This window comes from Mesorhizobium huakuii, assembly GCF_030160235.1.
Classification (GTDB): Bacteria; Pseudomonadota; Alphaproteobacteria; order Rhizobiales; family Rhizobiaceae; genus Mesorhizobium; species Mesorhizobium huakuii.
This window is the reverse complement of record NZ_BSNY01000023.1, coordinates 127615-149751: the sequence shown is the minus strand read 5'-3', so window position 1 is coordinate 149751 and position 22137 is coordinate 127615. Positions and strand designations below refer to the sequence as shown.

Annotated in this window: 19 protein-coding genes; 11 read left to right on the top strand and 8 right to left on the bottom strand. The window is 64.3% G+C overall.

From position 1 onward, the window contains the following. The first annotated feature begins 126 nt into the window (after positions 1-126). Genes QQK95_RS13040 through QQK95_RS13030 form a run of 3 tightly spaced genes read left to right on the top strand, consistent with a single transcriptional unit; the run spans position 127 to position 5350 of the window. On the top strand, positions 127-4257 hold the full coding sequence (locus QQK95_RS13040) for a Pls/PosA family non-ribosomal peptide synthetase (RefSeq protein ID WP_284272912.1): 4131 nt from the start codon (positions 127-129) through the stop codon (positions 4255-4257). Next, positions 4254-4715 (top strand): GNAT family N-acetyltransferase, encoded by a 462-nt coding sequence (locus tag QQK95_RS13035; RefSeq protein ID WP_284272910.1) that lies wholly within the window; start codon positions 4254-4256, stop codon positions 4713-4715. Before QQK95_RS13040 ends, QQK95_RS13035 begins: the two co-directional genes overlap by 4 nt. A gap of 38 nt (positions 4716-4753) precedes the next feature. Then, positions 4754-5350 (top strand): 4'-phosphopantetheinyl transferase family protein, encoded by a 597-nt coding sequence (locus tag QQK95_RS13030; RefSeq protein WP_284273019.1) that lies wholly within the window; start codon positions 4754-4756, stop codon positions 5348-5350. Positions 5351-5357: 7 nt separating this feature from the next. Here QQK95_RS13030 and QQK95_RS13025 read toward each other — a convergent pair whose 3' ends face one another. Continuing rightward, complete coding sequence (locus QQK95_RS13025) at positions 5358-6455, bottom strand: KamA family radical SAM protein (protein ID WP_284272907.1); 1098 nt, start codon at positions 6453-6455, stop codon at positions 5358-5360. A gap of 185 nt (positions 6456-6640) precedes the next feature. After that, positions 6641-7687, bottom strand: coding sequence for an SDR family oxidoreductase (locus QQK95_RS13020; protein WP_284272906.1), 1047 nt, complete (start codon positions 7685-7687; stop codon positions 6641-6643). 115 nt (positions 7688-7802) lie between these two features. Between QQK95_RS13020 and QQK95_RS13015 the strand changes: the two genes are divergently transcribed. Further along, a complete protein-coding gene (locus tag QQK95_RS13015; RefSeq protein WP_284272904.1) occupies positions 7803-8759 on the top strand; it encodes an AraC family transcriptional regulator in 957 nt (318 codons plus the stop codon). A 248-nt stretch (positions 8760-9007) separates the two neighbouring features. Here QQK95_RS13015 and QQK95_RS13010 read toward each other — a convergent pair whose 3' ends face one another. Both QQK95_RS13010 and QQK95_RS13005 read right to left on the bottom strand, forming a co-directional pair. Beyond that, entirely contained in the window at positions 9008-9220 is a 213-nt protein-coding gene (locus QQK95_RS13010) for a tautomerase family protein (protein WP_284272902.1), read from the bottom strand. An 80-nt stretch (positions 9221-9300) separates the two neighbouring features. Next, positions 9301-10131 (bottom strand): SDR family oxidoreductase, encoded by an 831-nt coding sequence (locus QQK95_RS13005; RefSeq protein ID WP_284272899.1) that lies wholly within the window; start codon positions 10129-10131, stop codon positions 9301-9303. Between the two features lie 103 nt (positions 10132-10234). On the opposite strand from QQK95_RS13005, the gene QQK95_RS13000 reads away from it, so the two are divergent. Together QQK95_RS13000 and QQK95_RS12995 are read left to right on the top strand one after the other, a co-directional pair. Beyond that, positions 10235-11128, top strand: coding sequence for a LysR family transcriptional regulator (locus QQK95_RS13000; protein ID WP_284272898.1), 894 nt, complete (start codon positions 10235-10237; stop codon positions 11126-11128). Positions 11129-11247: 119 nt separating this feature from the next. Then, positions 11248-12183: a hypothetical protein gene (locus QQK95_RS12995; RefSeq protein ID WP_284272896.1), complete on the top strand. Its 936-nt coding sequence runs from the start codon at positions 11248-11250 to the stop codon at positions 12181-12183. A gap of 101 nt (positions 12184-12284) precedes the next feature. On the opposite strand, the gene QQK95_RS12990 is transcribed toward QQK95_RS12995, so the two are convergent. From QQK95_RS12990 to QQK95_RS12980, 3 genes are all read right to left on the bottom strand, one after another. Next, on the bottom strand, positions 12285-13412 hold the full coding sequence (locus QQK95_RS12990; protein WP_284272894.1) for a substrate-binding protein: 1128 nt from the start codon (positions 13410-13412) through the stop codon (positions 12285-12287). A 74-nt stretch (positions 13413-13486) separates the two neighbouring features. Next, the gene (locus tag QQK95_RS12985; protein WP_010910579.1) at positions 13487-13759 is read right to left on the bottom strand and encodes a hypothetical protein; all 273 of its coding nucleotides are present in this window, start codon (positions 13757-13759) and stop codon (positions 13487-13489) included. Between the two features lie 90 nt (positions 13760-13849). Continuing rightward, complete coding sequence (locus QQK95_RS12980; RefSeq protein WP_284272877.1) at positions 13850-15427, bottom strand: HD domain-containing phosphohydrolase; 1578 nt, start codon at positions 15425-15427, stop codon at positions 13850-13852. Positions 15428-15800: 373 nt separating this feature from the next. On the opposite strand from QQK95_RS12980, the gene QQK95_RS12975 reads away from it, so the two are divergent. From QQK95_RS12975 to QQK95_RS12955, 5 genes are read left to right on the top strand one after another with little or no spacing between them, the layout of a single operon-like run. Continuing rightward, positions 15801-16769: a UbiA family prenyltransferase gene (locus QQK95_RS12975; RefSeq protein ID WP_284272876.1), complete on the top strand. Its 969-nt coding sequence runs from the start codon at positions 15801-15803 to the stop codon at positions 16767-16769. A gap of 5 nt (positions 16770-16774) precedes the next feature. After that, positions 16775-17161 carry a GtrA family protein gene (locus tag QQK95_RS12970; RefSeq protein WP_284273017.1) on the top strand — a complete coding sequence of 129 codons (387 nt, stop codon included), beginning with the start codon at positions 16775-16777 and terminating at the stop codon, positions 17159-17161. Continuing rightward, complete coding sequence (locus QQK95_RS12965; protein ID WP_284272874.1) at positions 17161-17916, top strand: HAD-IB family hydrolase; 756 nt, start codon at positions 17161-17163, stop codon at positions 17914-17916. Before QQK95_RS12970 ends, QQK95_RS12965 begins: the two co-directional genes overlap by 1 nt. Further along, positions 17913-18842 carry a class I SAM-dependent methyltransferase gene (locus QQK95_RS12960; protein WP_284272871.1) on the top strand — a complete coding sequence of 310 codons (930 nt, stop codon included), beginning with the start codon at positions 17913-17915 and terminating at the stop codon, positions 18840-18842. Before QQK95_RS12965 ends, QQK95_RS12960 begins: the two co-directional genes overlap by 4 nt. Then, complete coding sequence (locus tag QQK95_RS12955) at positions 18839-20440, top strand: ArnT family glycosyltransferase (RefSeq protein WP_284272869.1); 1602 nt, start codon at positions 18839-18841, stop codon at positions 20438-20440. Before QQK95_RS12960 ends, QQK95_RS12955 begins: the two co-directional genes overlap by 4 nt. Before the next feature lie 110 nt (positions 20441-20550). Here QQK95_RS12955 and QQK95_RS12950 read toward each other — a convergent pair whose 3' ends face one another. Next, positions 20551-22107 carry a serine hydrolase gene (locus QQK95_RS12950; protein ID WP_284272867.1) on the bottom strand — a complete coding sequence of 519 codons (1557 nt, stop codon included), beginning with the start codon at positions 22105-22107 and terminating at the stop codon, positions 20551-20553. Positions 22108-22137 lie beyond the last annotated feature (30 nt).

Genomic DNA, 22137 nt, shown 5'->3' with positions numbered 1-22137 from the left:
CCTTCTCGGAAGCTTCGGTTCGCCATCGACAAGGGTCAAATTGCAGCGGCGGCACGCCGAAAAAGCCTGCTCGAACGGCGGCATGAACAGCCGGACGACGCGCGGCCAGGACGAGAAAGTATGGAAATGGATTACGGTATCGATATTGCTGCCCTGGACAGGGACACGGCAAGACCAGGTGCGCAGCCCGAAACTGGGCCGGCCCAAAATGGGCTGGCAGCCGTCGATACCCTCGCAAGGGGCGCTCAGCGGACCCTGGCCGCGCATGGCCAGATTCTGACCGGCGCCGATTTCGCCCGGGCAGGCCAGCCCGACGAGCGGCTCGACGCGGTCTTCGAGGAGTTCGCCCAGACATTCGCCACCTTGCCGGCGGTGATTTCCGACGGACGTTCCTGGACGTATCAGGAGCTGGACAGCCGCGCCAACCAGTTCGCCCGTGTGCTGGTCAAGCGCGGCGTGCGGCCGGGCCACCGGGTCGGGCTCATTCTCGACCGCTCGGCGGAGACCTATGTAGCCTTGCTCGCCGTCGTGAAGGCGGGCGCCGCCTTCGTGCCGCTGGCCACCGCCTTTCCGCAGGAGCGCATGGCGCTCATCATCGAAGACGCCAGCGTCAGCCTGATCGTCACCATCGCCACCTATGCGTCGCGGGCCGACCAGCTGCCGGTCCCCCATGTGCTGATCGACAGCATCGCCGCCGAAATCTCCAAACAGTCCAGCGCACCGCTGAAGCCGCAAGAGGCGCCGGCGGAGGACATCTGCTACATACTGTACACGTCGGGCACGACCGGCAGGCCGAAGGGCGTGGCCATCCGGCACCAGAGCTTCGTCAACTTCATCCGCGTCGCCGCCGCATCCTACGGCTACAGGCCGGGCGATCGCGTCTACCAGGGCATGACGATTGCCTTCGACTTCTCCTCCGAGGAGATCTGGGTGCCGTTCGTCGCCGGCGCGACCGTGGTGCCCGCGCCCGGCCAGATGCCGCTCGTCGGCGAGGAACTGGCGGATTTCCTGCGGTATCATGAAATCACCTGCATGGCCTGCAGCCCGACGCTTCTGTCGTCCATGACATCGGATGTGCCCAGCCTGCGCACGCTCCTGGTCGGCGGCGAGGCTTGCCCGCACAATCTGGTGGTGCGTTGGTCGAAGCCGGGCCGGCAGATCCTCAACACCTATGGCCCGACCGAGGCGACCGTCACGGCAACGATGGGCGCGCTGACGCCGGACAAGCCCGTCACCATCGGCGCGCCGCTGCCCACCTACTCCATCGTCATCCTAGACCCGTCTCTGCCGGAACTGGCCGAGCCTGGCGAGCTGGGCGAGATCGGCATTGCCGGCATCGGGCTCGCGGTCGGTTACCTCAACAGGCAAGACCTGACGGAACAGAAGTTCATCGCCGATTTCATCGGCCTGCCGAACAACCCGTCGCGGCGTATCTACCGCACGGGCGACCTTGGCCGGATCAACGGCGATGGCGAGATCGAATATGCCGGGCGCATCGACACCCAGGTGAAGATCCGCGGCTATCGCATCGAGCTCGGCGAGATCGAGGCGGTGCTGCTGGACCAGCCCGAGATCGCGCAGGCTGCCGTCACCACCTGGGAAATCGAGCCGGGCCGTGTCGAACTCGTCGCCTACTACGCGCCAAAGGCCGGCCAGCCGGCGCTCTCGCGCGCCGATCTCGCCCAGACGATGAAGCGGCGCCTGCCGGACTACATGGTGCCTTCCTATCTGGAGGAACTGCCGGCGATCCCGATGACTGTCTCCAACAAGGTGGACCTTCGCCAGCTGCCGAAGCCGACAAGCGTGCGGCTTTCCGCCGACCGCGAGATGGTTGCGCCCGGCAATGACGACGAGCGCTTCCTGGCCGAGGCGCTGGCCGCGGTGCTGAAATTCGACGAGGTGTCGGTCGAGGACAATTTCTTCGACGATCTCGGCGCCAACTCGCTGCTGATGGCGCATTTCTGCGCGCGCGTGCGCACCCGCAAGGAATGGGCGACGACGTCCATGCGCGACATCTATCTCCATCCGACGGTGGCGCGCCTGGCCAAGCACCTGAGCGTCTCGGAAGAGATGACGGCCGCCACCAACGAGCCTGTCCTCACCCGCCAGGCATCGAATTTTGCCTACTGGACCTGCGGAATGGCGCAGCTGCTGTTCTACGGGGTCTACAGCTACGTGGCCCTGTGGGCGATCAACATCGGCCTCAACTGGATGTATGAAACGCTCGACGATCCGCTGCAGCTCTATTTCAGGTGCGTGGCGCTCTCGGCCAGCGTGTTCTTCGGCATGACGGGCTTTGCCGTTCTGGCGAAATGGGCGCTCGTCGGCCGCTGGAAGGCCGAAGCCTTCCCCATCTGGGGCCTGCGCTACTACCGCTTCTGGGTGGTCAAGACCTTGATCCGCACCGCCCCCGTCGTGCTGTTCCGCGGCAGCCCGCTCTACAGTCTCTATCTGCAGCTCCTCGGCACCAAACTCGGCCACAACGCCGTCATCGAATCCAAATCCGTACCGGTCTGCACGGATCTGATCTCGATCGGCGCCAACACCATCCTGCGCAAGGAATCGATGATCCTCGGCTATCGGGCGCAGTCGGGCTATATCCACACCGGGCCGCTGACCATCGGCCGCGATGCCTTCGTCGGCGTTGGCTCCACGCTCGACATCGACACCTCGATTGGCGACGGCGGCCAGCTCGGCCATTCATCCTCGCTGCAGCGCGGACAAAGCATCCCGGACGGCGAACACTGGCATGGGTCGCCGGCCGTGCCGACCACGGCGGACTATTGCAAGGTGCGCAATGTAAATCCTTACCAGGTCCGGCGCTTCCTCTATGAGGCCGTCCAGTTGGTGGGGCTGTTTTTCATCGTCACCCCGCTGCCATTCCTGTTCCAGAGCTATTGGGAGAACGTCGGCGACGACTACCAGGAGACGATCGGCCTGGTCGCGGTCGGCACCACGGTCACGCTTCTTGGCTATATCGCCGTGGCCTTTCTCGTGGCGACGCTGGTGCCGCGCTTGACAAACCTGGTTCTGAAGCCAGGCCGCACCTACACGCTTTACGGTTTCCGCTACTGGCTGCAGACCGTCGCCGAATTCACCAGCAACTCCCGCGTCCTGGGACTGCTGTTCGGCGACAGCTCGGCGATCGTCTATTACATGCGCGCCATCGGCTGGAACCTCAACAAGGTCGTACAGACCGGTTCCAATTTCGGCTCCAACCAGCAGCACGAAAATCCGCTTCTGTGCGAGATCGGCACCGAGACCATGGTGTCGGACGGCCTGTTCATGATCAACATGCACAAGTCCGCCTCGGCGTTCCGGCTCGAGCGGACGCGCATTGGCGAACGCAACTATCTCGGCAACAACATCTACTATCCGCCGGATGGACGCACGGGCGACAACGTCCTGCTTGGCACCAAGGTGATGATTCCCATCGATGGACCGGTGCGCGAGAATGTCGGGCTCCTGGGCTCGCCTGCCTTTGAAATCCCGCGCATGGTCAACCGCGACAAGGAACTCATCGCCGGGGTCGACGAGGCGGACCGACGCCAGCGCATCCCGCACAAGAACCGCCACAATCTGGTGACGATCCTTCTGTTCCTGGCAACGCAATGGGCCATGCTGTTCGCCACGCTGGCAATCTGGGATCGCGCGCTGAACTACTATACCGAATGGGCCGAGGTGGCGCTGTTCGTCGCCGTGCTCCTGACCTCGGCGATCACCATTCCGTTCTACATCCTGGTCGAACGGGCAAGCCTTGGCTTCGGCCGGCTGAAGCCGCAGATGACGACGATCTACGACGTCGCCTTCTGGCGCCACGAACGCCATTGGAAGCTCGCCGATTCACCGATCGTGCGCCTGTTCGCCGGCACGCCTTTCCGGCCGATGATCCTGCGCATGCTGGGCGTCAAGGTCGGCAAGAGGGTCTATGATGGCGGCGCCAACCTCACCGAACGCTCGCTCGTCGAGATCGGCGATGACGTGACCCTCAACGAAGGCTGCGTCATCCAGGCCCACTCGCTGGAGGAAGGCGCGTTCAAGTCCGACTACATCCGCATCGGCAAGGGCTGCACGCTCGGACCGTCCGCCTTTGTCCATTACGGCGTCGTGATGGGCGAAGGATCGGTGGCCGACACCGACTCCTTCGTGATGAAGGGCGAGGAGCTGGAGCCCTACTCCATCTGGCGCGGCAACCCGGCCAAGCTGCATCGCTTCGTGATCCCGGTCACGGACGACGGCGCCAAGGCGTCGGCTTGAAGGCCGGAGACATCCGCCTTGCCCCAGTGACCAGGGCCAATCGGGCCTTGGTCGCGGCACTGGAACTGGCGCCGGAGCAGATGGATTTCGTCGCTGGCAACGCGGCGTCGCTGGAGGAGGCCCAATCCGACGAGGACGCGCGGCCGCGCGCAATCATGGCCGGGGATCGCATCGTCGGTTTCCGGATGTACGACGCGCCGGAAGATGACGACGAGGCGCGCATCTACCGCTTCATGATCGATCGCGCCAGCCAGGGCCGGGGCTATGGCAAGGCGGCGTTGCGCGCGGTCCTGCACGAGATCGGCGGGCTCGGTCACGTCAGTCACGTCTCGATCTGCTACGAACCGGAGAATGAAGCGGCACGCCAGCTCTATCGCACCGCCGGTTTCGTGGAAGAAGGGCTCGACGAGGATGGAGAAATGGTCGCCGACCTCGTCCTGCCAAGGGATGACCGTTGACGCTCCCGCCCTCCCCTGAAGCTGCCTTGACCGAGGCGATGGCGGCAATCGCGCCCCGAAATGTCCGGACCGGATGCCGGGTTATAGGCGATGCGGACGAGGCCCATCTGCTGCCGGACGAAGCGCGTTCCATCCCCGCGCGCCAGCCGGCCATGCGGCGCGCCAGCGGTGCCGCACGCTGGATCGCGCACCGGCTGCTGGCCGATATCGGCATCGGCGACCTCGCCATCCCGCGCGCGCCATCCGGCGCTCCGGTCTGGCCGGAGGGGATAATCGGCTCGCTCGCCCATGACGACGACATGGCCGTGGCGGCGGTCGCGCCTGTCGGCGGTATCGTCTCTCTCGGCATTGACGTCGAACCCGCCGAACCCTTGCCCGACGACATTTTTGCAATCGTTGCAACCGGCGCGGATCGAACCGGCGCGGCGGACCCGCGGCTTGCCGGCCGCATCCTGTTTGCCGCCAAGGAGGCCGTCTACAAGGCGGCGTTTCCGCTCGATCGCGAGGTGCTGGGCTACGAGGATATCGCGGTGGACCTCGATGCCGGCCGCGCGACGACGAAGACCGGCCGCAAGGTCAGCCTCGCCTACTGCGTTGCCCCGCGCGTGGTGGTGTTGGCATTTGTCGGGAAATAGCGCGGCCCTATTCGCCGACGATCTCCCGATAGTCCCTCACCTTCCCATCGAGCCCGCGTATCCGCCAGCTCTCCCCGTCGCGTCCCTCGATAGGACATGGCCCGAGCGGCACCTTGCCGCCGCCTTCCGGCAGGTCCAGTACATAGACGGGATTGCAGATGCCCGACAGGCGCGCCCTCAGCGCTTCCACCAGCGCCTGGCCCTGCGCGATCGTGGTGCGCCGGTGCGCCATGCCGCGCGCCAGGTCGCCATGGTGCAGGTAGTAGGGTTTTACCCCGAGCCGATACATCAACTCGCGGCAGAGCTCTTCCAGCACTTCGACGCTGTCGTTGACGCCTTTGAGCAGAACGCTCTGGTTGAGCAGCACGAAGCCCGCCTGACGCATGGTGCGGCATGCCACCTCGGTCGCGGGCGTGATCTCCCGCGCGTGGTTGAAATGGGTGACGACGGTGACCATAAGCCGGCCCTGCAGCGCAGCGACCAGCCCCGAGGTGATGCGCGACGGCAGCGCCACCGGCACGCGCGTGTGGATGCGCAGCAGCCGCACATGCGCGATCGCCTCGACGCGCGCGACGATTTCGGCCAGCGCCTTGTCGGGCAGCGACAGCGGGTCGCCGCCGGTCAGGATCACCTCGCGGATCTCGGGATGATCGGCGATATAGGCCAGCGCCGGCTCCAGCGCCTCGCGCGTATAACCGCGGCCGATCGAGGTCAGCGATTCCTTGCGGAAGCAGAACCGGCAATAGACCGCGCATTGATAGGTCGGGAACAGCAGCACCCGGTCGGCATGGCGATGCGTCAATCGCGGCACCGGGCTGAACTCATGGTCGGCGATCGGATCGCCGAGCTCGCCCTCCGCCTCGTCCAGTTCGTCCGGTGACGGGATGACCTGCGCGCGGATCGGATCGGCCGGGTCGTTCCAGTCGATCAGGTCGAGATAAGCTTTTGGCGCACGCACCTTGTGGCGGCTGGCGGCCTCCTGGGCAGCGGCGCGCTCGGCCGGCGACAGCGGCAGGCGGTCAAGGTCGCGCACATGGCGCACGCCCTGGCGGACATCGTCCTGCCAGTCTGGAGCGGCGCGGGTTGCATCTTTAACGTCGGTCATCTCAGGTCTCGGAGTGGTCGCGCGGACCTATCGGCCGGATGAGCGGCGCGGTCAACCACTTGCGGCAGCGCCAATGTGCCCGCCGCGCTCTGTTGGGGCACCTCACCCTGCCCCTTGTGGGGGTCCGAAGGACGGGAGACCGTGGATCACCCCGCAAGTCGCTGCGAAGCAGCGAAGTGGGGTCTTCAGCCGTCACCTCTCTTCCCACCTACCAACCCCAGCCGCAACAAACTCTCGGCCGTGGCGACGATCGCCTCCTCTGCCGGGCGCGGCGTCCAGCCGAGCAGGCGCGTTGCCTTTTCGCTGGTGGCGTCCATCATCACGCCGAGATGCCTGGCCAGCATCTTCGTCGTCGGATCGCCACGCAGCGCCAAGAGGCGGATCACCCAGTTGGGGATCTCTCGGGTCGGTACCCTGGCTGCGGCCGCGCCCATCCGCCGCCGCAGCACTTTTGCGACATCCGCCATCCACAGGCTGTGGCCCGAAATACCGATGAAACGCTCGCCATTGGCCGCAGGACTGGTCATCGCCCGCAGGTGCAGATCGGCCAGGTCGCGCACGTCGACATAGCCGGAATTGACTTTCGGACAGCCGGGCATGCCGTCCATCAGCCGCTTGATCAGCCCGATCGAGTGCGAGAAGTCGGCGGCGAGCACCGGGCCGAGCACGGCGACCGGGTTGACGACGGACAGTTCGAGACCGCCGCCCTCGCGGGCGATGAAATCCCAGGCGGCGCGCTCCGACAGCGTCTTCGATTTCTGGTAGGGCGCGACAGGGACGCTGAGGTCGGTCCAGTCTGTCTCGTTGAACGGCCTGGTCTGCGGCGCATGCCCCATGGCGACAGCACCAATCGCCGAGGTCAGCACCACGCGCCTCACGCCGGCATCGCGCGCGGCCTTGAGCACCCGCAGCACGCCGTCGACGGCCGGCCGCACCCAATCCTCCTCGCGCGACTGGCTGCCGGAGGGTGTCGGCGAGGCGCCATGCATCACATAGGTGCAGCCGGCAACAGCCTCCGCCCAGCCGGCGTCCGAAGTCAGGTCGGCGGCCACAAAGGACAGACGGTCGCCTGGCTCGGCGCCGCCTTCCCTCAACATCGCGCGCACCTCCGCTTCGCGCTTCAGCGAGCGCACGGTCGTGCGCACCCGATAGCCGGCACCGAGCAGCTTCAGGATGCAGTGCGATGCAATGAAGCCTGAGCCGCCGGTCACCAGCACCAGTTCGTCGTTCATGTCGGTCTCCTCTGTCGTCGCCGCTCGCGACGACGTTTGATCGACCCACAGCTATGCCTGCCCGCTCGGATTGTGAATACTTGAAAATCCGCATAAATTGCGCAAAAGTACGAACATGACCAGCGATCCCTTCTCCGACATCCTCAAATTCACCAGCGCGCAAACCATGGTGACAGGCGGCTTCACTGCCGGCGGGGCATGGGCGCTGCGCTTCCCGGCGCCCGAAAAAATCAAATTCTTCGCGGTGGTGAAGGGCGATTGCTGGATGCGCCTCGAGGGCGAGGACGAGCCGGTGCATGCGCACACCGGCGACGTGCTGCTGCTCGCCTCGAGGCGTTCCTTCATCCTCGCCAGCGACCTGTCCATGCCGCCGCTCGACGCCATGGCGGTGTTCTCAGGCTGCAAGATCGCGCAACTCGGTGACGGCAAGGACTTCTCCCATATTGGCGGCCATGTCCTGCTCGACCAGGCGAGCGGTCGGCTGCTGGCCGACGTCTTGCCGCCATGGATGCACATCCAGGCCTCGTCGCCGCAAGCCACGATCCTGCGCTGGATCCTCGACCAGCTGGTGCGCGAGCAGGCGGATGGCCAGCCGGGCGCCAGCCTTGCATCGGCGCAGTTGGCGCAACTTCTGTTCATCCAGGTGCTGCGGGCGCATCTGCAGACGTCGAGCCTGATGCCCGCCGGCTGGCTGCGCGCACTCGCCGATCCGCGACTGGCGCTGGCGCTGCGGCTGATGCATGGCGACCCCGGCCGCGACTGGCATCTGGAGGAACTCGCCAGGGCCGCTGCCATGTCGCGCACCAGTTTTGCCTTCCATTTCAGGCAGACCGCCGGCGTCGCGCCGCTGACCTACCTGACGCAATGGCGCATGCATCTGGCCGAGCGCGCCTTGCGCGAGGAAGATACGCCCGTGGCCGTGCTGGCCCGCTCTCTCGGCTACACCTCCGAAAGCGCCTTCAGCAACGCCTTCAAGCGAGCCACCGGCACCGCGCCCAAGCGGTACCGGACCGCAGGTAAGGCCGAACGGCTGGAGGATGCGGAGGAGCAGTCGCTGAGCCTGGTGTCTTGAGACTTCGCGACGGGCCAAGCCTTGCAGCGCCGCGCCGACCCCACCTCGCTGCTTCGCAGCGACCCTCCCCACAAGAGGGAGGTGAGGGCGCAGACCTTTCAGAACTTGGTTCCCTCGCCTGCGGACCGGAAGCAAGCACGAGCAAGACAGGTGGACAGCTCGGGACTTTCCACCTGGCCCCGCCTGATGCATGTCGCCCCGGAGAGGCATCGGATTTCAGGGAGCCGGACATGCATCGAAGGCTCGCGCTATTCCCTGGCGCGATAGGCTTCCGGCATGACGAACACCTCGTCGGCCCGGCCGTAGCCGCCGTCGGCGACCTCCTCGACCAGCACCATCGTGGTGGGCCGCACGCCTTCGCCGAAAAGATCGACGAACATGGCGGTGGTCCGGTGGATGAGGTCTTCCTTCTGCGCTCTGGAGAGTGCGGCTTGCGGGATCTTGATGTTGGCGAATGGCATCGTCGTTTCCTTTTCTGGTGCGGATTGGGTTTCAGGCCTTAGGGTGGAGCGGGTCGCTGAAGACACCGGCGACTGCCCGCTCAGATCACGCCGCCATTGGCACGGATGATCTGCCCGTTGACCCAGCCGCCGTCCGGTCCGGCCAGGAACGAGACCACGCCGGCAACGTCGTCGGGCTGGCCGAGCCGGCCGAGCGGGATCATCTTGGCCGTAGCCTCGATCTGCGCCGCGCTCTTGCCGTCCATGAACAGCGCGGTCTCGACCGGGCCGGGCGCCACGGCGTTGACGGTGATGCGCCGCGCGCCAAGCTCCTTTGCCAGGATATGCGTCATCGCCTCGACGGCCGCCTTGGTGGCGGCGTAGACGCCGTAGCCCGGCTGGTAGAGTCCAACGACGCTGCTGGAGAAATTGACGATGCGGCCGCCGTCGCGAAGGCGTTTCGCGCCCTCGCGCATGCCCCGGAATACGCCGCCGAGATTGACCGCGACCTGCGCGTCGAAGGACGCATCGCCGGTCTGCGCGATCGGCGACAGCTTCATGATGCCGGCATTGTTGACCAGCATATCGACACCGCCGAAGGCCTTCTCGCCGGCATCGAACAAGGTGGCGATGCCGGCGGGATCGGCGATGTCGGCCTGCACGGCGATCGCCTTGCCGCCCTCGGCTTCGATCGCGCCGACCACCGCTTCGGCTTCGGCGCGGCCCCGTGCATAGTTGACGACGACGGCGAAGCCGTCGCGGGCAAGCCGCTGCGCGATCGCCGCACCGATGCCCTTGGAGCCGCCGGTCACGATCGCGGTTCTGCTTGGGTTGCCCCTACTTGTCTGCTGGCCCGTACTTGTCTGCTGGCCCGCACTTGTCTGCTGGCCCGCACTTGTCTGCTGGCCCGCACTTGTCTGCTGGTTTGTCATGGAAGTCTCTCCGTGTTGTCGGTGACGCGGATATAGATGCAGCCCTCTACCGGATAATCGGCCATCCCTTGACATCACTATTCGGAAACTGCGAACAAAGAGCATGGATCGCCTGGATACGATGCGGCTCTTCGTTCGCGTACTGGAGCGGCGCAGCTTCACCGCCGCTGCCGCCGATCTCGGCCTGCCGCGCTCAACCGCGACGGAAGCGATCCGCCGGCTCGAGGAACATCTCGGCGCGCGGCTTTTGGAGCGGACGACGCGGCAGGTGAACGCCACGCAGGACGGCGAGGCCTACTACCGGCGCTGCCTGTCGATCCTGGCCGAGATCGAGGACGCGGAAGCCGCCTTCCGCAAGGCCGAGCCCTTCGGCCTGCTGCGCATCGACGCCAGCACGCTGCTCACCCGCACTTTCCTGCTGCCGCGCCTGCCGGAATTCCTCGCCCGCTATTCCCGCATCGACCTGCAGATCGGCCAGAGCGACCGGCTGGTCGACCTCGTGCGCGAGGGCGTCGATTGCGTCATCCGCGTCGGCGAGCCGCCCGACAGCGGCATGATCATGCGCCGGCTGGGGATGATCCGCGAGATGACCTGCGCCAGCCCCGCCTATCTCCAACGCCACGGCATGCCCGCCTCCCCCGACGCGCTCGACGGCCATCAGGCGGTAGGCTTCGTCTCGTCGCGCACCGGCGAGGTGCTGCCCTTCGAATTCACCGTCAACGGCAAGACCCGCGAGATCAGGCTGCCGGGCCGCGTCGCCGCCAACAATTCCGACACCGCCGCCGACCTCGCGCGGCTCGGCCTCGGCCTCATCCAGGCGCCACGCTATCGCTTCGAGAAGGACCTGGCCGACGGAACACTGGTCGAGGTGCTGGCCGACTGTCCGCCCTCGCCGACGCCGCTGTCGGCGCTCTACCCGCAGAACCGCCAACTCTCGCCGCGCCTGCGCGTCTTCCTCGACTGGGCCGCGCGCATCTTCGCCGAGGCGAACCTGTAGGGACCATTCCGCGGCCCATCACGGGTATCTCCTCGCCGTCGACCCCATCGCCGACGAAACGGTAGGTATTGGGGCAAAATGGCACTATCCTGCGCGGTCTGGGGTCTTGGGGCACGCGGATGGATTTCAGCACGGGCCATGGCTACCTCCTCATCGGCGGCCTCATCCTGGTCGGCGCCGGGCTGCTCATCCTGTCGCTGATCGTCAATCTTCGCGTCGCCCACAGCGTGCGCAACGACGTGCGCCATCGCGAAAAGCTGCTCGAATATTATCGCAACATCTTTTCGCAGCTGGGCGTGATCCTGATCGGCATCGGCGTGTCGCTGTTCATCTTCTTCTTCCAGCAGAACTATCAGGACCAGCGCCGACGCGAGACGGAGCTGCAGCAGGTTCTCGCCAAGCTGGCCGCGCGCATTGCCCGCGGCGCGCCGGTCATGCAGTCGCTGGAAGAATTCGACGAATTGCTGGATGAAGGCGGGCCCTATCTCAGCCCCCAACTCGGCGGCAAGAACACCGCCGTCAGCCTCCACGGGCCAGAGCTCGGCAAGCAGGCGGCCAGGATTCTGCTGGTCGAGCGCGACGTCGATCTCGCGGACTTCGAGGTGCTGAACCTGTCGCGCGATTTCGAATCCTCTTTCGTCGTCAACGAGCTCGATTCCAGGCTGTGGTTCGACATCGTGCGCGACGAGAGCGAGATCAAATACGCCACCACCCAGCTCGCCCTCGACTACAAGGACCTGCGGGACACGATCGGCGGCGATCCGGCAGGGGCAGCGGTCGCCGACCCTGAAAAGGAGCGCCGGGTCAAGCAGGAGGTGCTCGACATCTTCTACGATGCCGATCTGCTGCGCCAGCGCTCCAGGCAGCATCTGGCCCGCGCCTGCTGGCTGTTCAGCCAAGGGCGCGGCTTCGTCGGCGCTGCCCCGGTCAATGCGATCGAGGCCGACGCCAGGTCGCACCAGGAATGGCTCGACCGGTCAAAACCGGTGTTGTCGCAGGCGAAGTCGGGCAGCGGCGACTGCTTCAAACTGCTCCGATACGGCCAGGCGTCGTGAGTGTGAACGATTAGCCGGACTCGCCGCTCTGGTGACAAGGCCAAACACGTTCAAAGACCGGGTTGGGTCGGAAGCGGAACGTCCGCTTCCGGCGCAGCCAGTTACCCAGCGTTGCTTAGTTCGTCGCTAAGCACGCGCTCTTTGGGATCGATCGAACCCAAGTTCTTCACAACCCGGAACCGGCCGGCCTGCGCCTGCGCGATGTACATGTTCATGCGAACATGGTGCTGGCCGGGGACCATTTCGGCCGGACCGCCCGGTCCCTCGCTTATGCGAGCGTGATCGAGCGCCCGGATGACCGCGTCCCGCTGGGCACTGCCCGCTTCCTTCACCGCCGCTTCCCACATCTTGATCGCCCGGTAGTGTCCGGTGCATCCGCTGCCCGCGGTCAGGGTAGCCCCACCAGGGAACCGTTCACCGTAGCGGCGCAACAGCGCGCGACCGAACGGTTCGTCGAGTTCCTGGTAGTAGTCGAGGCAGCTGTAGAGGCCTTCGATCTGCTCGGACGGCACCAGATTGAAGAAGTTCTCGTCGAAGTAGGTGCAGACGATCTTGCCGCCGCGTCTGCCGAAACCGGCCTTGTGCAGTTCTTCGAGGAACGGCGTCAGGCCCGGCGGGACGATGGTGTTGAAAACCACGTCGGTGCCGCTCGCCATGATCTGCCGCACCGTCCGCCGGAAATCGACAGTGTCGAGCGGAAAATACTCCTCGCCGACGATCTCGCCGCCATTGGCGCGAACCGCCCGGCTCGCCGCCTTGTTCAGCAAATGGGGCCAGATGTAGTCGGCTGACGGCAAATAGAACCGCTTCGCGCCGGTGCTGTTCATGAGCCATGGTATCAGCGGCTCGACCTGCTGGGCGGGTACGGGTCCGGTGCAGAAGATCAGGGGATCGTTTTCCTGCCCCTCATACTGCTCGGTATAGATGTAGAGCGTCCTGCCCCGGGTGACCGCCTCGCTCTTGACGGCCAGGCGGGTCGAACTGTAGATGCCGCCGACGACCACGTCGACCTTGTCGACGTCGACGAGTTTCGCGGCCTTTGCCTTGGCAACGCTGTCTGTGGTCTCGCCATCCTCGATGACGAGTTCCACCGGCCGGCCGAGGAGGCCGCCTTTGGCGTTGATGTCGTCGACGAGCATGGTGGTGAGGTTCGCATTTGCAACGCCCATGAAAGACAATGGGCCGGTGAGTTCGGCGATAAGGCCGATCTTGATGGGTTTCGGATCCATTTGATTTCTCCAAATCTGGGGGTTCGTCGGGGCGCGCCGCCGCCAGGCGGCGCGCTGCGCTCTGTGCGGGGACCTCAGGCCTCGTAATGGCCGAGCAGCAGCGCCGCCTGCGGCTTGCCGACATGGCCGGCTTCCTGAAGGATCGCTGGCACCTCCGGATCGGACACGAAATTCTTCCAGCCCTCGGCGTCCCAGTCGAAGATCGCCCAGACGCGGTCGGGCTCGCTGGGGTCGCGGAAGACGGTCGCGCCGTTCGAGCCGTGCAGCCGGCGCTTGTCGGCGCCCTTGGTCGAAAAGATACGGATGAAGTGGTCGATATCAGCCACTTTGGTCGTTGCGAGAAGCATCTGATTTCCTCCTGTCGGTCGCGGCCATCATTGGCCTGTCGACAGGATCACGATGCGCGCGCCGGAGCGGGCGCGCATGGGGTGGATTCCCTATGCCTGCGTCTCGCCCGGCCGGACCAGGCCGTGCTCGACCGCATAGAGCGCCGCGGCGGCGCGGGTGGTCACGCCGATCTTGGCATAGACGCTCTGGATATGATGGTCCGCCGTCTTGGGCGATATATCCAACTTGCGGGCCACTTCCTTCGCCGTAAGTCCGGCGGCGATCAGGCGCAGCACCTCGATCTCGCGCGGCGTCATTCCGGCCAGCGCTCGCGGCACGGCCCGCCGCGATGGCTGCCCGGCGAAGGACAACACGGCCTCGGCGGCGTCGTGGCAGATACAGCCGTCCCGCACGGCGGCGCGCAGCTGTGTCGCCGCCGCCTCGCTGGACAGCGCCTTGCGGTGCGGACGTTCCTCCCGCGATGTCTGGAAGGCTTCGGCAGCGGCCAGGATCCTTGCCGCCGGGGACAGGTCCGAGCCGCCGACCTTGCGGTGGTAGCCCGAGCCGTCCAGGCGCTCGTGATGACGCAGCACGAGGGCGGCCATCGCCTCGCCCTCGCGACCGAACGAGGCCAGGGCCCGCTCGCCGTAATAGGCGTGCAGCTGGGCCGCGTCGCGTTCGCGCACCGACAGCGGACCGTTGCGCATCCAGGTCGCCACCGGCACCACCAGTTCGCCAATGTCGTGGATGCAGCCCGACCAGCGCAGCGCGCGAACGTCAGGGTCGGGCAGCCCGATCCGCTTGCCCGCACCCGCGGCCAGTTCCGACACCATCCTCGAATGGCCCTGCGTAAACGGCATGCGCATGTCGATCATGTCGGCTATGGCCAGGAACGCCTCGTCGCAAGCCCCCTCGTCCAGCGTCACCGGCGGATCCGGCTCGAGCGCCAGGATCGTCTCGCGGTCGACCGTCGCGCCGATGCCTTCCATCAGGACCGCCGCGTTGGCCGAGACGAGCCGGGCCAGATCCGCTTCGTATGGACCATCACCGCGGCTGGCGACGGTTTCGGCCATCCCGTCGATGCCGACGGCATCGCTGAGCGCAATCGCATCCTGCGCCAATGTGATCAGGCGCACGGCGGGCAGGACATCCTCACCGCTCAGCCCGCGCGGCAGGCCCTTGCCGTCCCAGCGTTCGTAGATCTGCCCAAGATTGCGCCGGATCTCGTCGGACAGGCCGAGCCGCGCGCCGATCCGCTGCGCGACCTCGCAATGCGCGGTGAGCACCGGGCGGGCCACCGCGAGCGCCTGCGACATCGCGGCCTCGATCGCCCTGGCCTGCGCGTCCGGCTCGAGATCGTAGTAGAACCGCTTGAAGGCCTGCACGAAGACCCTGCCCAGTTCCGCACGATTGCCCATGTCGAGACCGACAAGGTCCTGGCGCAGGGCGATCTCATCGCCGAATGTGGCCGACAGAAGGTCCGTGTCGGCATTGCAGCCGACATAGCGCAGCATCGACTGATGGTAGGCGTTGCGCCGAACCTCATCGGACACACCCGCAAGCTCGGCGATCCGCATCGCAAGCACGCAGGATTTCAGCGCGAAGTCGCGAGAATGGCCAGTGGCGAGGTCCGAAGCATAGGCCAGGACCATCATGAAATCCGCCCGGCGTATCGAGACGTCCGTCATCGCATACCCCCAATGCCTCTATGCTAGCCCTGTGAGCCGTCCATACCTAGGGGAAAAATCCCAAGCCGGAAGCCGCCGTCTTCCGGCTGTTTTGGAGCCATGAACGGACTGGCCTCCGTTGGGAAATCGGGAACATATCCATGACAGCCCGTTAAGAGCCTGCGGAGAAACAGATCAAGAAAATTGCCGCCACCCTATAAGGAGGCTCTAATTTAAAATTCTATGTATTGTACAGGTACGGATATCACTTGATACGACGCCGTGGGTTCAGGCGCAGTAGAGAATTCGTGAAATCTTAATCTACAGAACCCAATATACGAGCAGACGGCTTCGTCTTCTGCAGAACTTATCAAATACCGCAAAGAGTGACGCAATGCACGCGTTCATAACAGCCGTTCGAATTCCGCTCGCGGACATGGTTGCGATCGCCCGGCCCGATCATTGGTTCAAGAACGTTTTCATGATCCCTGGCCTGGTCATCGGGGTGCTGTTCGTGCCGGCGGTCCGGCCAGATATTGCTTCTGCCGTTTTGATCGGCCTGATCTCCACCTGTCTGATCGCCTCCGCCAACTATACGATCAACGAATGGCTTGACGCGGAATCCGATCGTCATCATCCGCTAAAGCACATGCGGTCGGCGGCGCAGGGCAGATTGGTCGCGTCTCAAATCTTTGCGCAGTACCTCACTCTTTCGGTCGTGGGGCTTGGATTGGCCTCCCTGGTGTCGAAGGACTTCTTCCTCATCAGCAATGTTCTTTTGATGATGGGAGTCCTTTACAACGTTCGTCCGTTCCGGACGAAGGATCGGTCTTACCTCGACGTGATTTCTGAATCGGTCAACAATCCGCTCCGACTGCTTCTCGGCTGGTTCATCGTCGTTGACGGCAGTTTTCCTCCATCCTCCGTTCTGATGGCCTACTGGATGGGCGGAGCCTTTCTCATGGCGATCAAGCGATACGCTGAATTCCGCTTCATCGGCGATCCCCAGCGAGCCAGCCTCTACAGGCGTTCCTTTGCCGGATACGACGAAAAGACCCTCCTCCTTTCAGGGTTTTTCTACGCGATCACCGCAAGTTTCTTCCTCGCGATCTTCCTCATCAAGCACCGAATTGAGTTCGTCCTGTCGTTTCCGCTCTTCGCGATACTCTTCGTCTGGTACCTTTCCATCGGCATGAAAAACGGATCGGCGGCGCAGCGACCCGAGAGGCTTTTTCGGGAGACGCCTTTCATGGCCTATGTCGGCTTCCTGGTAGCGGCAGTGGCGGTGATGCAGCTTGTCGATATGCCGTTTCTCTATCCGTTGCTCGATGTGCAACAGCTTGGCCAGGACACCGGCAATTGAGGAGCATGCCGACCAGCCAGATCGCGCGCTACGCGACCGTCGGCGTCACGGCGGTCGCAATCCACTATGCCATCCTGGTTGGATTGGTCGAGCTTGCCGGCGTGAAAAAGGTCATCGCCTCGGTCATCGGATTCTGCGCCGCGGTTCCCTTCAACTATTATCTCCAGCATCGCTGGGTTTTTCGGTCGGAGAATGACCATCGCCTGGCGCTGACGCGCTACGTGATCGTCACAAGCCTCGGTCTTATGATCAATTCATGGGTGTTCTATGCCGGGCTGGCGGTCGGGCTTCCATATCTCCTGGCACAGGCAACGGCGATCGTGCTGGTGACCGGATTCAACTTCATCGCCAACCGGTTCTACACGTTCACCGCACATTCCGCGGTGCGATGATGCCTCCGAGAACGCCAGTCCGGAAAACCGTAACAGCCGTCTACGATCTGGACGGCACGATCACGCGATCGGATACGTTTGTGCCGTTCCTGCTCGGCTTTCTGGCCAGGAACCCCTCGCGCATCTTTCGTTGCATTCCATTGCCATTTCATCTCCTGGCCTTCTGGATCGGGCTGCGGGGCAACGACTGGGCCAAGCAGAAATTCCTTACAGCCGTATGCGGCGGAGCCAGCCGGAAGGCGCTGGCGGATTATTGCGCCGACTTTGCGGCTCTTGTCGTTGAGACCGGGCTTCGGCCGGGCGCTGTCGCCTCGATAGAGGCGCACCGTGCACGTGGTGACAGGCTGATCCTCATAACCGCAAGCCTGGATCTCTATGTCGATGCCATCGCACGACATCTGGCATTCGATGACGTCATAGCGTCGAAGGCGGCGTGGCGAATGGCTGGCGATCTTGGTGCGACCCTGGACGGGCGGCTAGACGGCGAGAACTGCTATGGCGCAAACAAGGTCGAAAGGCTCAAGGCCCTTCTGTCGAATGACACGCCCGACATGCACATTGTCGCCTATTCGGATCACTCGAGCGACCTGCCGCTTTTGACGGCTGCCGGTTCCGGATATGTGGTCAACCCCAAACCCTCCATGCGCAGGCTCGCCCAGGCAAACAGCTTGCCGGTGCTGGACTGGTCCGGCGGATCCGAACCGGCACCGCGCCGCGCGGTGCCCGGTTTTCAGCGCCTTCGGATATTTCCATGATGGATTTCGCGCAGAAGCCGACCCAAGACGGCGGCACGTCGTGCTGGGTTTGTGGCTCGGCCGACACGATGCTGTTTCGCCAGTCCACAATCGGCGAAAAGATGACAGCGGATGCTGTCGCCATAACGGACGCAAACTACGGGGTGACTGCGGCAGTTTTCCGCTGCGATTCGTGTGGCTTCCTGCAGTGCCCGGAGATTTCCGACGTCCTTGCACTCTACCAGGACATGGAAGACCCGGGATACGCGCTGACCGCCGAGCCGCGAGCCCTGCAAGCGCGCAGATTGCTGAAGCTTGTGGAGAAATTCCGTCCGGCTCCGGCGCGGCTTCTGGACGTCGGCGCGGGCATCGGCCTGCTGATCGATGAGGCAGAAAAACGAGGCTTTTCCGCAGTTGGCGTCGAACCATCGCGCTGGTTGGCGGCCAGGGCCATGGAACGCGGACTCGAGGTTGTCTGCGGCGTGCTGCCTCACAAGGATGTAAAGGGCCCATTCGACATCGTCTGCCTCATCGACGTGATCGAACATGTTTCCGACCCCGTGGGACTGTTGCGAACCATCCGCGAAGTGATGGCCCCGGACGCAAAGCTCGTCATGGTCACGCCGGACGTGAAGTCCGTACTGGCGCGTCTGATGGGCAGGTATTGGTGGCATTTCCGGGCCGCGCATATCGGCTATTTCGACAAGACAACTCTGGAAAGAGCGTGCAATGCGGCGGGATTGAAGCCGATCCACACAGAACGGCCCTGCTGGTATTTCAACGCCGATTACCTCTGGGATCGCGTGATGGCCTACCTTCCAGGAAGATTGCGGCTCAAGGCTCCGCTGATCCTGAGGCGTCTGACACTGCCGCTCAACCTTCGTGATTCCCTGTTGTTCGTCGTCGAGCCTCATTCTGCTGGCAACGAGAAACGGCCGGCGCGATGAAAACAAGCGACAACGGCAGCCTGCAGGCCGTGCCGGCATCGGCATTCGCCCCTCGCTGGCCGTGGACCCCGGTGGCGGTGATCCATCTGGCGGCATGCCTGGCGGTGGTCGTGCTCACCGCAATCGCCATAAAACTGGACGCCTACAACTACATACATGCCACGGCCAGTAGCCATTTTGCAGTGATAGCGAGGGCGTTCAACGTCAATGGGCTGTTCGACCTGGGACTGGTCCCCGTCCAGAACAACGGTCCCCTGACAAACTCCCCCGATGCGTATCTGCATTGGCCGCCGCTTTATCCAATCCTTCTTGCCTTGTGGTTCCGGGTCTTTGGCGAAGGTGTGATCGTGCAACACCTGTTGTCCGTTGCCTTGAATGTGATGTCGGCAGCGTTGATCTGGCGAAGCTTCGCCGGGCCATCCGACAAGACCGCCTCCGGTCTTGCCGTGCTTGCGTTTCTGGGCGCTCCCATCATGTTCAGTTTTGGCTTTGCGGGCCTTCATCTGCACCTGGCGATCATGCTGACACTGCTCGCTCTGGTTCTGTTCGCACGCAATACGGGCGCGGCGGCGCGCGATACCAGTGCCTCGCACCGGCGAATTCTGCTTGGCGTCGGTGCGTTCGCATATTTCCTGGCGGTAATGACCTCCTGGGAGCCCTTGCTGGCCGCGCCGGCCTTTTGCTTCCTTGCCCTGCGCGATCGTCATCGGCAGACCACGTCGGCGCTGGTTTTGTTTGGTTTTGCAGCGGTTGCGGCTTTGCTGTCTATCGTTCTGCTCTACGGGACAGAATATCCATATTTCGCGGAGGAACTCTGGAACCGTGCGCTGATGCGCTCTGGCTCGAATGTCGACCTCTACCCGCCTGACTATACCGTGACTTACTATTTGCAGCATGCGGTTCTGGGGCGTTTGCCGTCCCTTGGCGTAATCGGCATGCTCGGTCTCGTGGGCGGTGGCGTCTGCATGCTGACGGCAACCAAACTTCCAAGGCCCGCGGTCGCGATCTATCTCGGCTCGTTGAGCATGTTCTGTTTGTGGGCGGCCTTTATGCGCAACCACTTGGCGATGCACGAATATCAGCTGTTGATCCTGTTGCCGGCCGCCGCCTGCGGTGCGGGACTTCTCGTTGAGCGATTTTTTCCGCATCAAAGGACAAGATTGGCGCAAACAGCCGTGCCTGACCAGAGCCGGTCTCATCGTTACCGCAGGCTCACATGCCTGGTGGCGCCGCTGCTGGCCGCATCGTCGTCCTACGCGGCTATTCGCACCGTTTCGGATTTCACGCCGAGCAATGAAATGATCGCGTTGGCTGATCTGTCCAAATCAGTCCTGCCCGACAACGCAATCATCGTCACGCCCTATGGTGACATGGTGTTCGTCTACTATTCCGGCCGTCATGTCATCCGCGCGATAGAAAGCGAGGACGTCCTCGACCGTGAACAAAGAGCAATTGCCGCGCTATGCGCGACTTGCCCGATCTACCTGGTGGCGAATAGCCAGGCAGTTGACGCGTTCCCGTCCTATAGGCTGGCAAAACCGCTGGCTGAAATATCCAACACGGGTGCTATCTGGCGACTGGGCAAAGCCCCGACATAAGGCATGACAAAGGAAGCTAGACCTCACCTGCAATCGACGTAGTGAACCATCGCGTCGATCTTGGCGGCGATCCGACATCGGGCAACGCCGCTCGTTGCCCCTGAGAGCCGCTAGTCGCGCACGCGCCGCAGCGTGCCCAGATGATTTTCGTCGAGGAAGCCTATGGTCATGGCCGATGCCTTGCCGTCGGGGCCGACGACGAAGCTCACGCCGGTTGGCCTGTCCGGTGTCTCGGCATCGGGGAAGGTCAGGAACAGGTCGCCGTCGTAATGCGCCAGGGAATAGGACCGGGCACCCGCCGGGCCGACCTTGAGCACAAGGCCGTCTCCCGCACTCGCCACGACAGCATTGCCGAAGAAGTCGTTGGCGTAGCGGCCGGCATAGGCACTTGCCGGCCTGGACGGCCTTGCCGGAGATGGCGGCGCGGCATAGGTGGCCTTGGCCGCCTCGACTACCGGGCCGAACATTCCGGCATAGATGCCGTCCCATGCCTTGACCCAGTCCTTCTGCACCGCCCCCTCGAAGACGAGGTCCGCGAAACTGTCGGACAGCCCTTCCGGCACACCCGTCGGGAAGGCGTTGGCGATGATGACGATGCCAAGCCTCTCCCGCGGGAAGATCGTCACCAGCGTGCGCGCGCCGACGCTGAAGGCACCGGCATGGCCCCAGCTGAGCCCATGCCGGCCGAACTCGACATTCCAGCCGAGGTCGTAGAAGGACTCGCCGCCGGAGACGGGGTTCTTGCCGCGCGTCATCAGCGGCACATGCGTCTGGTCCAGCGCATCGGCTGATATCAGCGTCTTGCCGGCATAGACCCCGTTGCCGAGGATGAGGCGCACCCATTGCGAGAGATCGCGCGCGGTGGAACTGACGCCGCCCGCGGGCGCCTGCGCGTCCGGATCGCGCTCTATCTTGGCGGCCCAGGCGCCATCGACCTTGATGTGCAGCGCGGCACGATCGGCGTGTTTGACGAAATCCGAATGACGCGAACTGGTCGAGGCCATGCCAAGCGGCCGGTAGAGTTTCTCCTCGGCGACCTCCTCCCAGGGCTTGCCTGTCGGCATGGCGGCCGCGACGGCGCCCTCGGTCAGTCCGAAATTGCTGTAGGAGTAGCCGGCACGGAAGCTCGACGATGGCGGCACGAACCGCAGGCGATGCAGGATTTCGGCACGGTCGTAGCCTATGTCCTCGAGGTCGTCCCCGGCGGTGCCGGGCAGTCCGCTGCGGTGCGAAAACAGGTCGCGGACGGTGAGTTGGCTGGTCGGATAGGGATCGGCCAGTCGAAAGGCCGGATCGAGGTCGGCGATCTTCGAATCCCACGACACGGTCCCGTCGCTGACCAGCGCCGCCACCACGGTGGCGGAGACCGGCTTGGAAAGCGAGGCGATCTGGAACACCGTGTCGGCGTCGACCGCGTCGGGCTTGCCGGCCTCGCGATGCCCGAAACCTCTGAGGAAGATCACGTCATCGTCGTGCACCACGGCGATGGCGAGACCGGGCACCGCACCGTCCGCGACGGCGCCTTGGGCGAGCGCTTCGAGCTTCGACAGGGCGACGGCGATGCGCTCCGGCGTAATGGTGTCGGCCGACGCGGCACGCGGCCAAAGCGCCAGCATGGCGATGCAGACCCAGATTCGCCAGTCGCAGAGGTTCCGGTTCAGGCGCACGCTCGAGCCTCCTCTCCTGCATTTACCTGG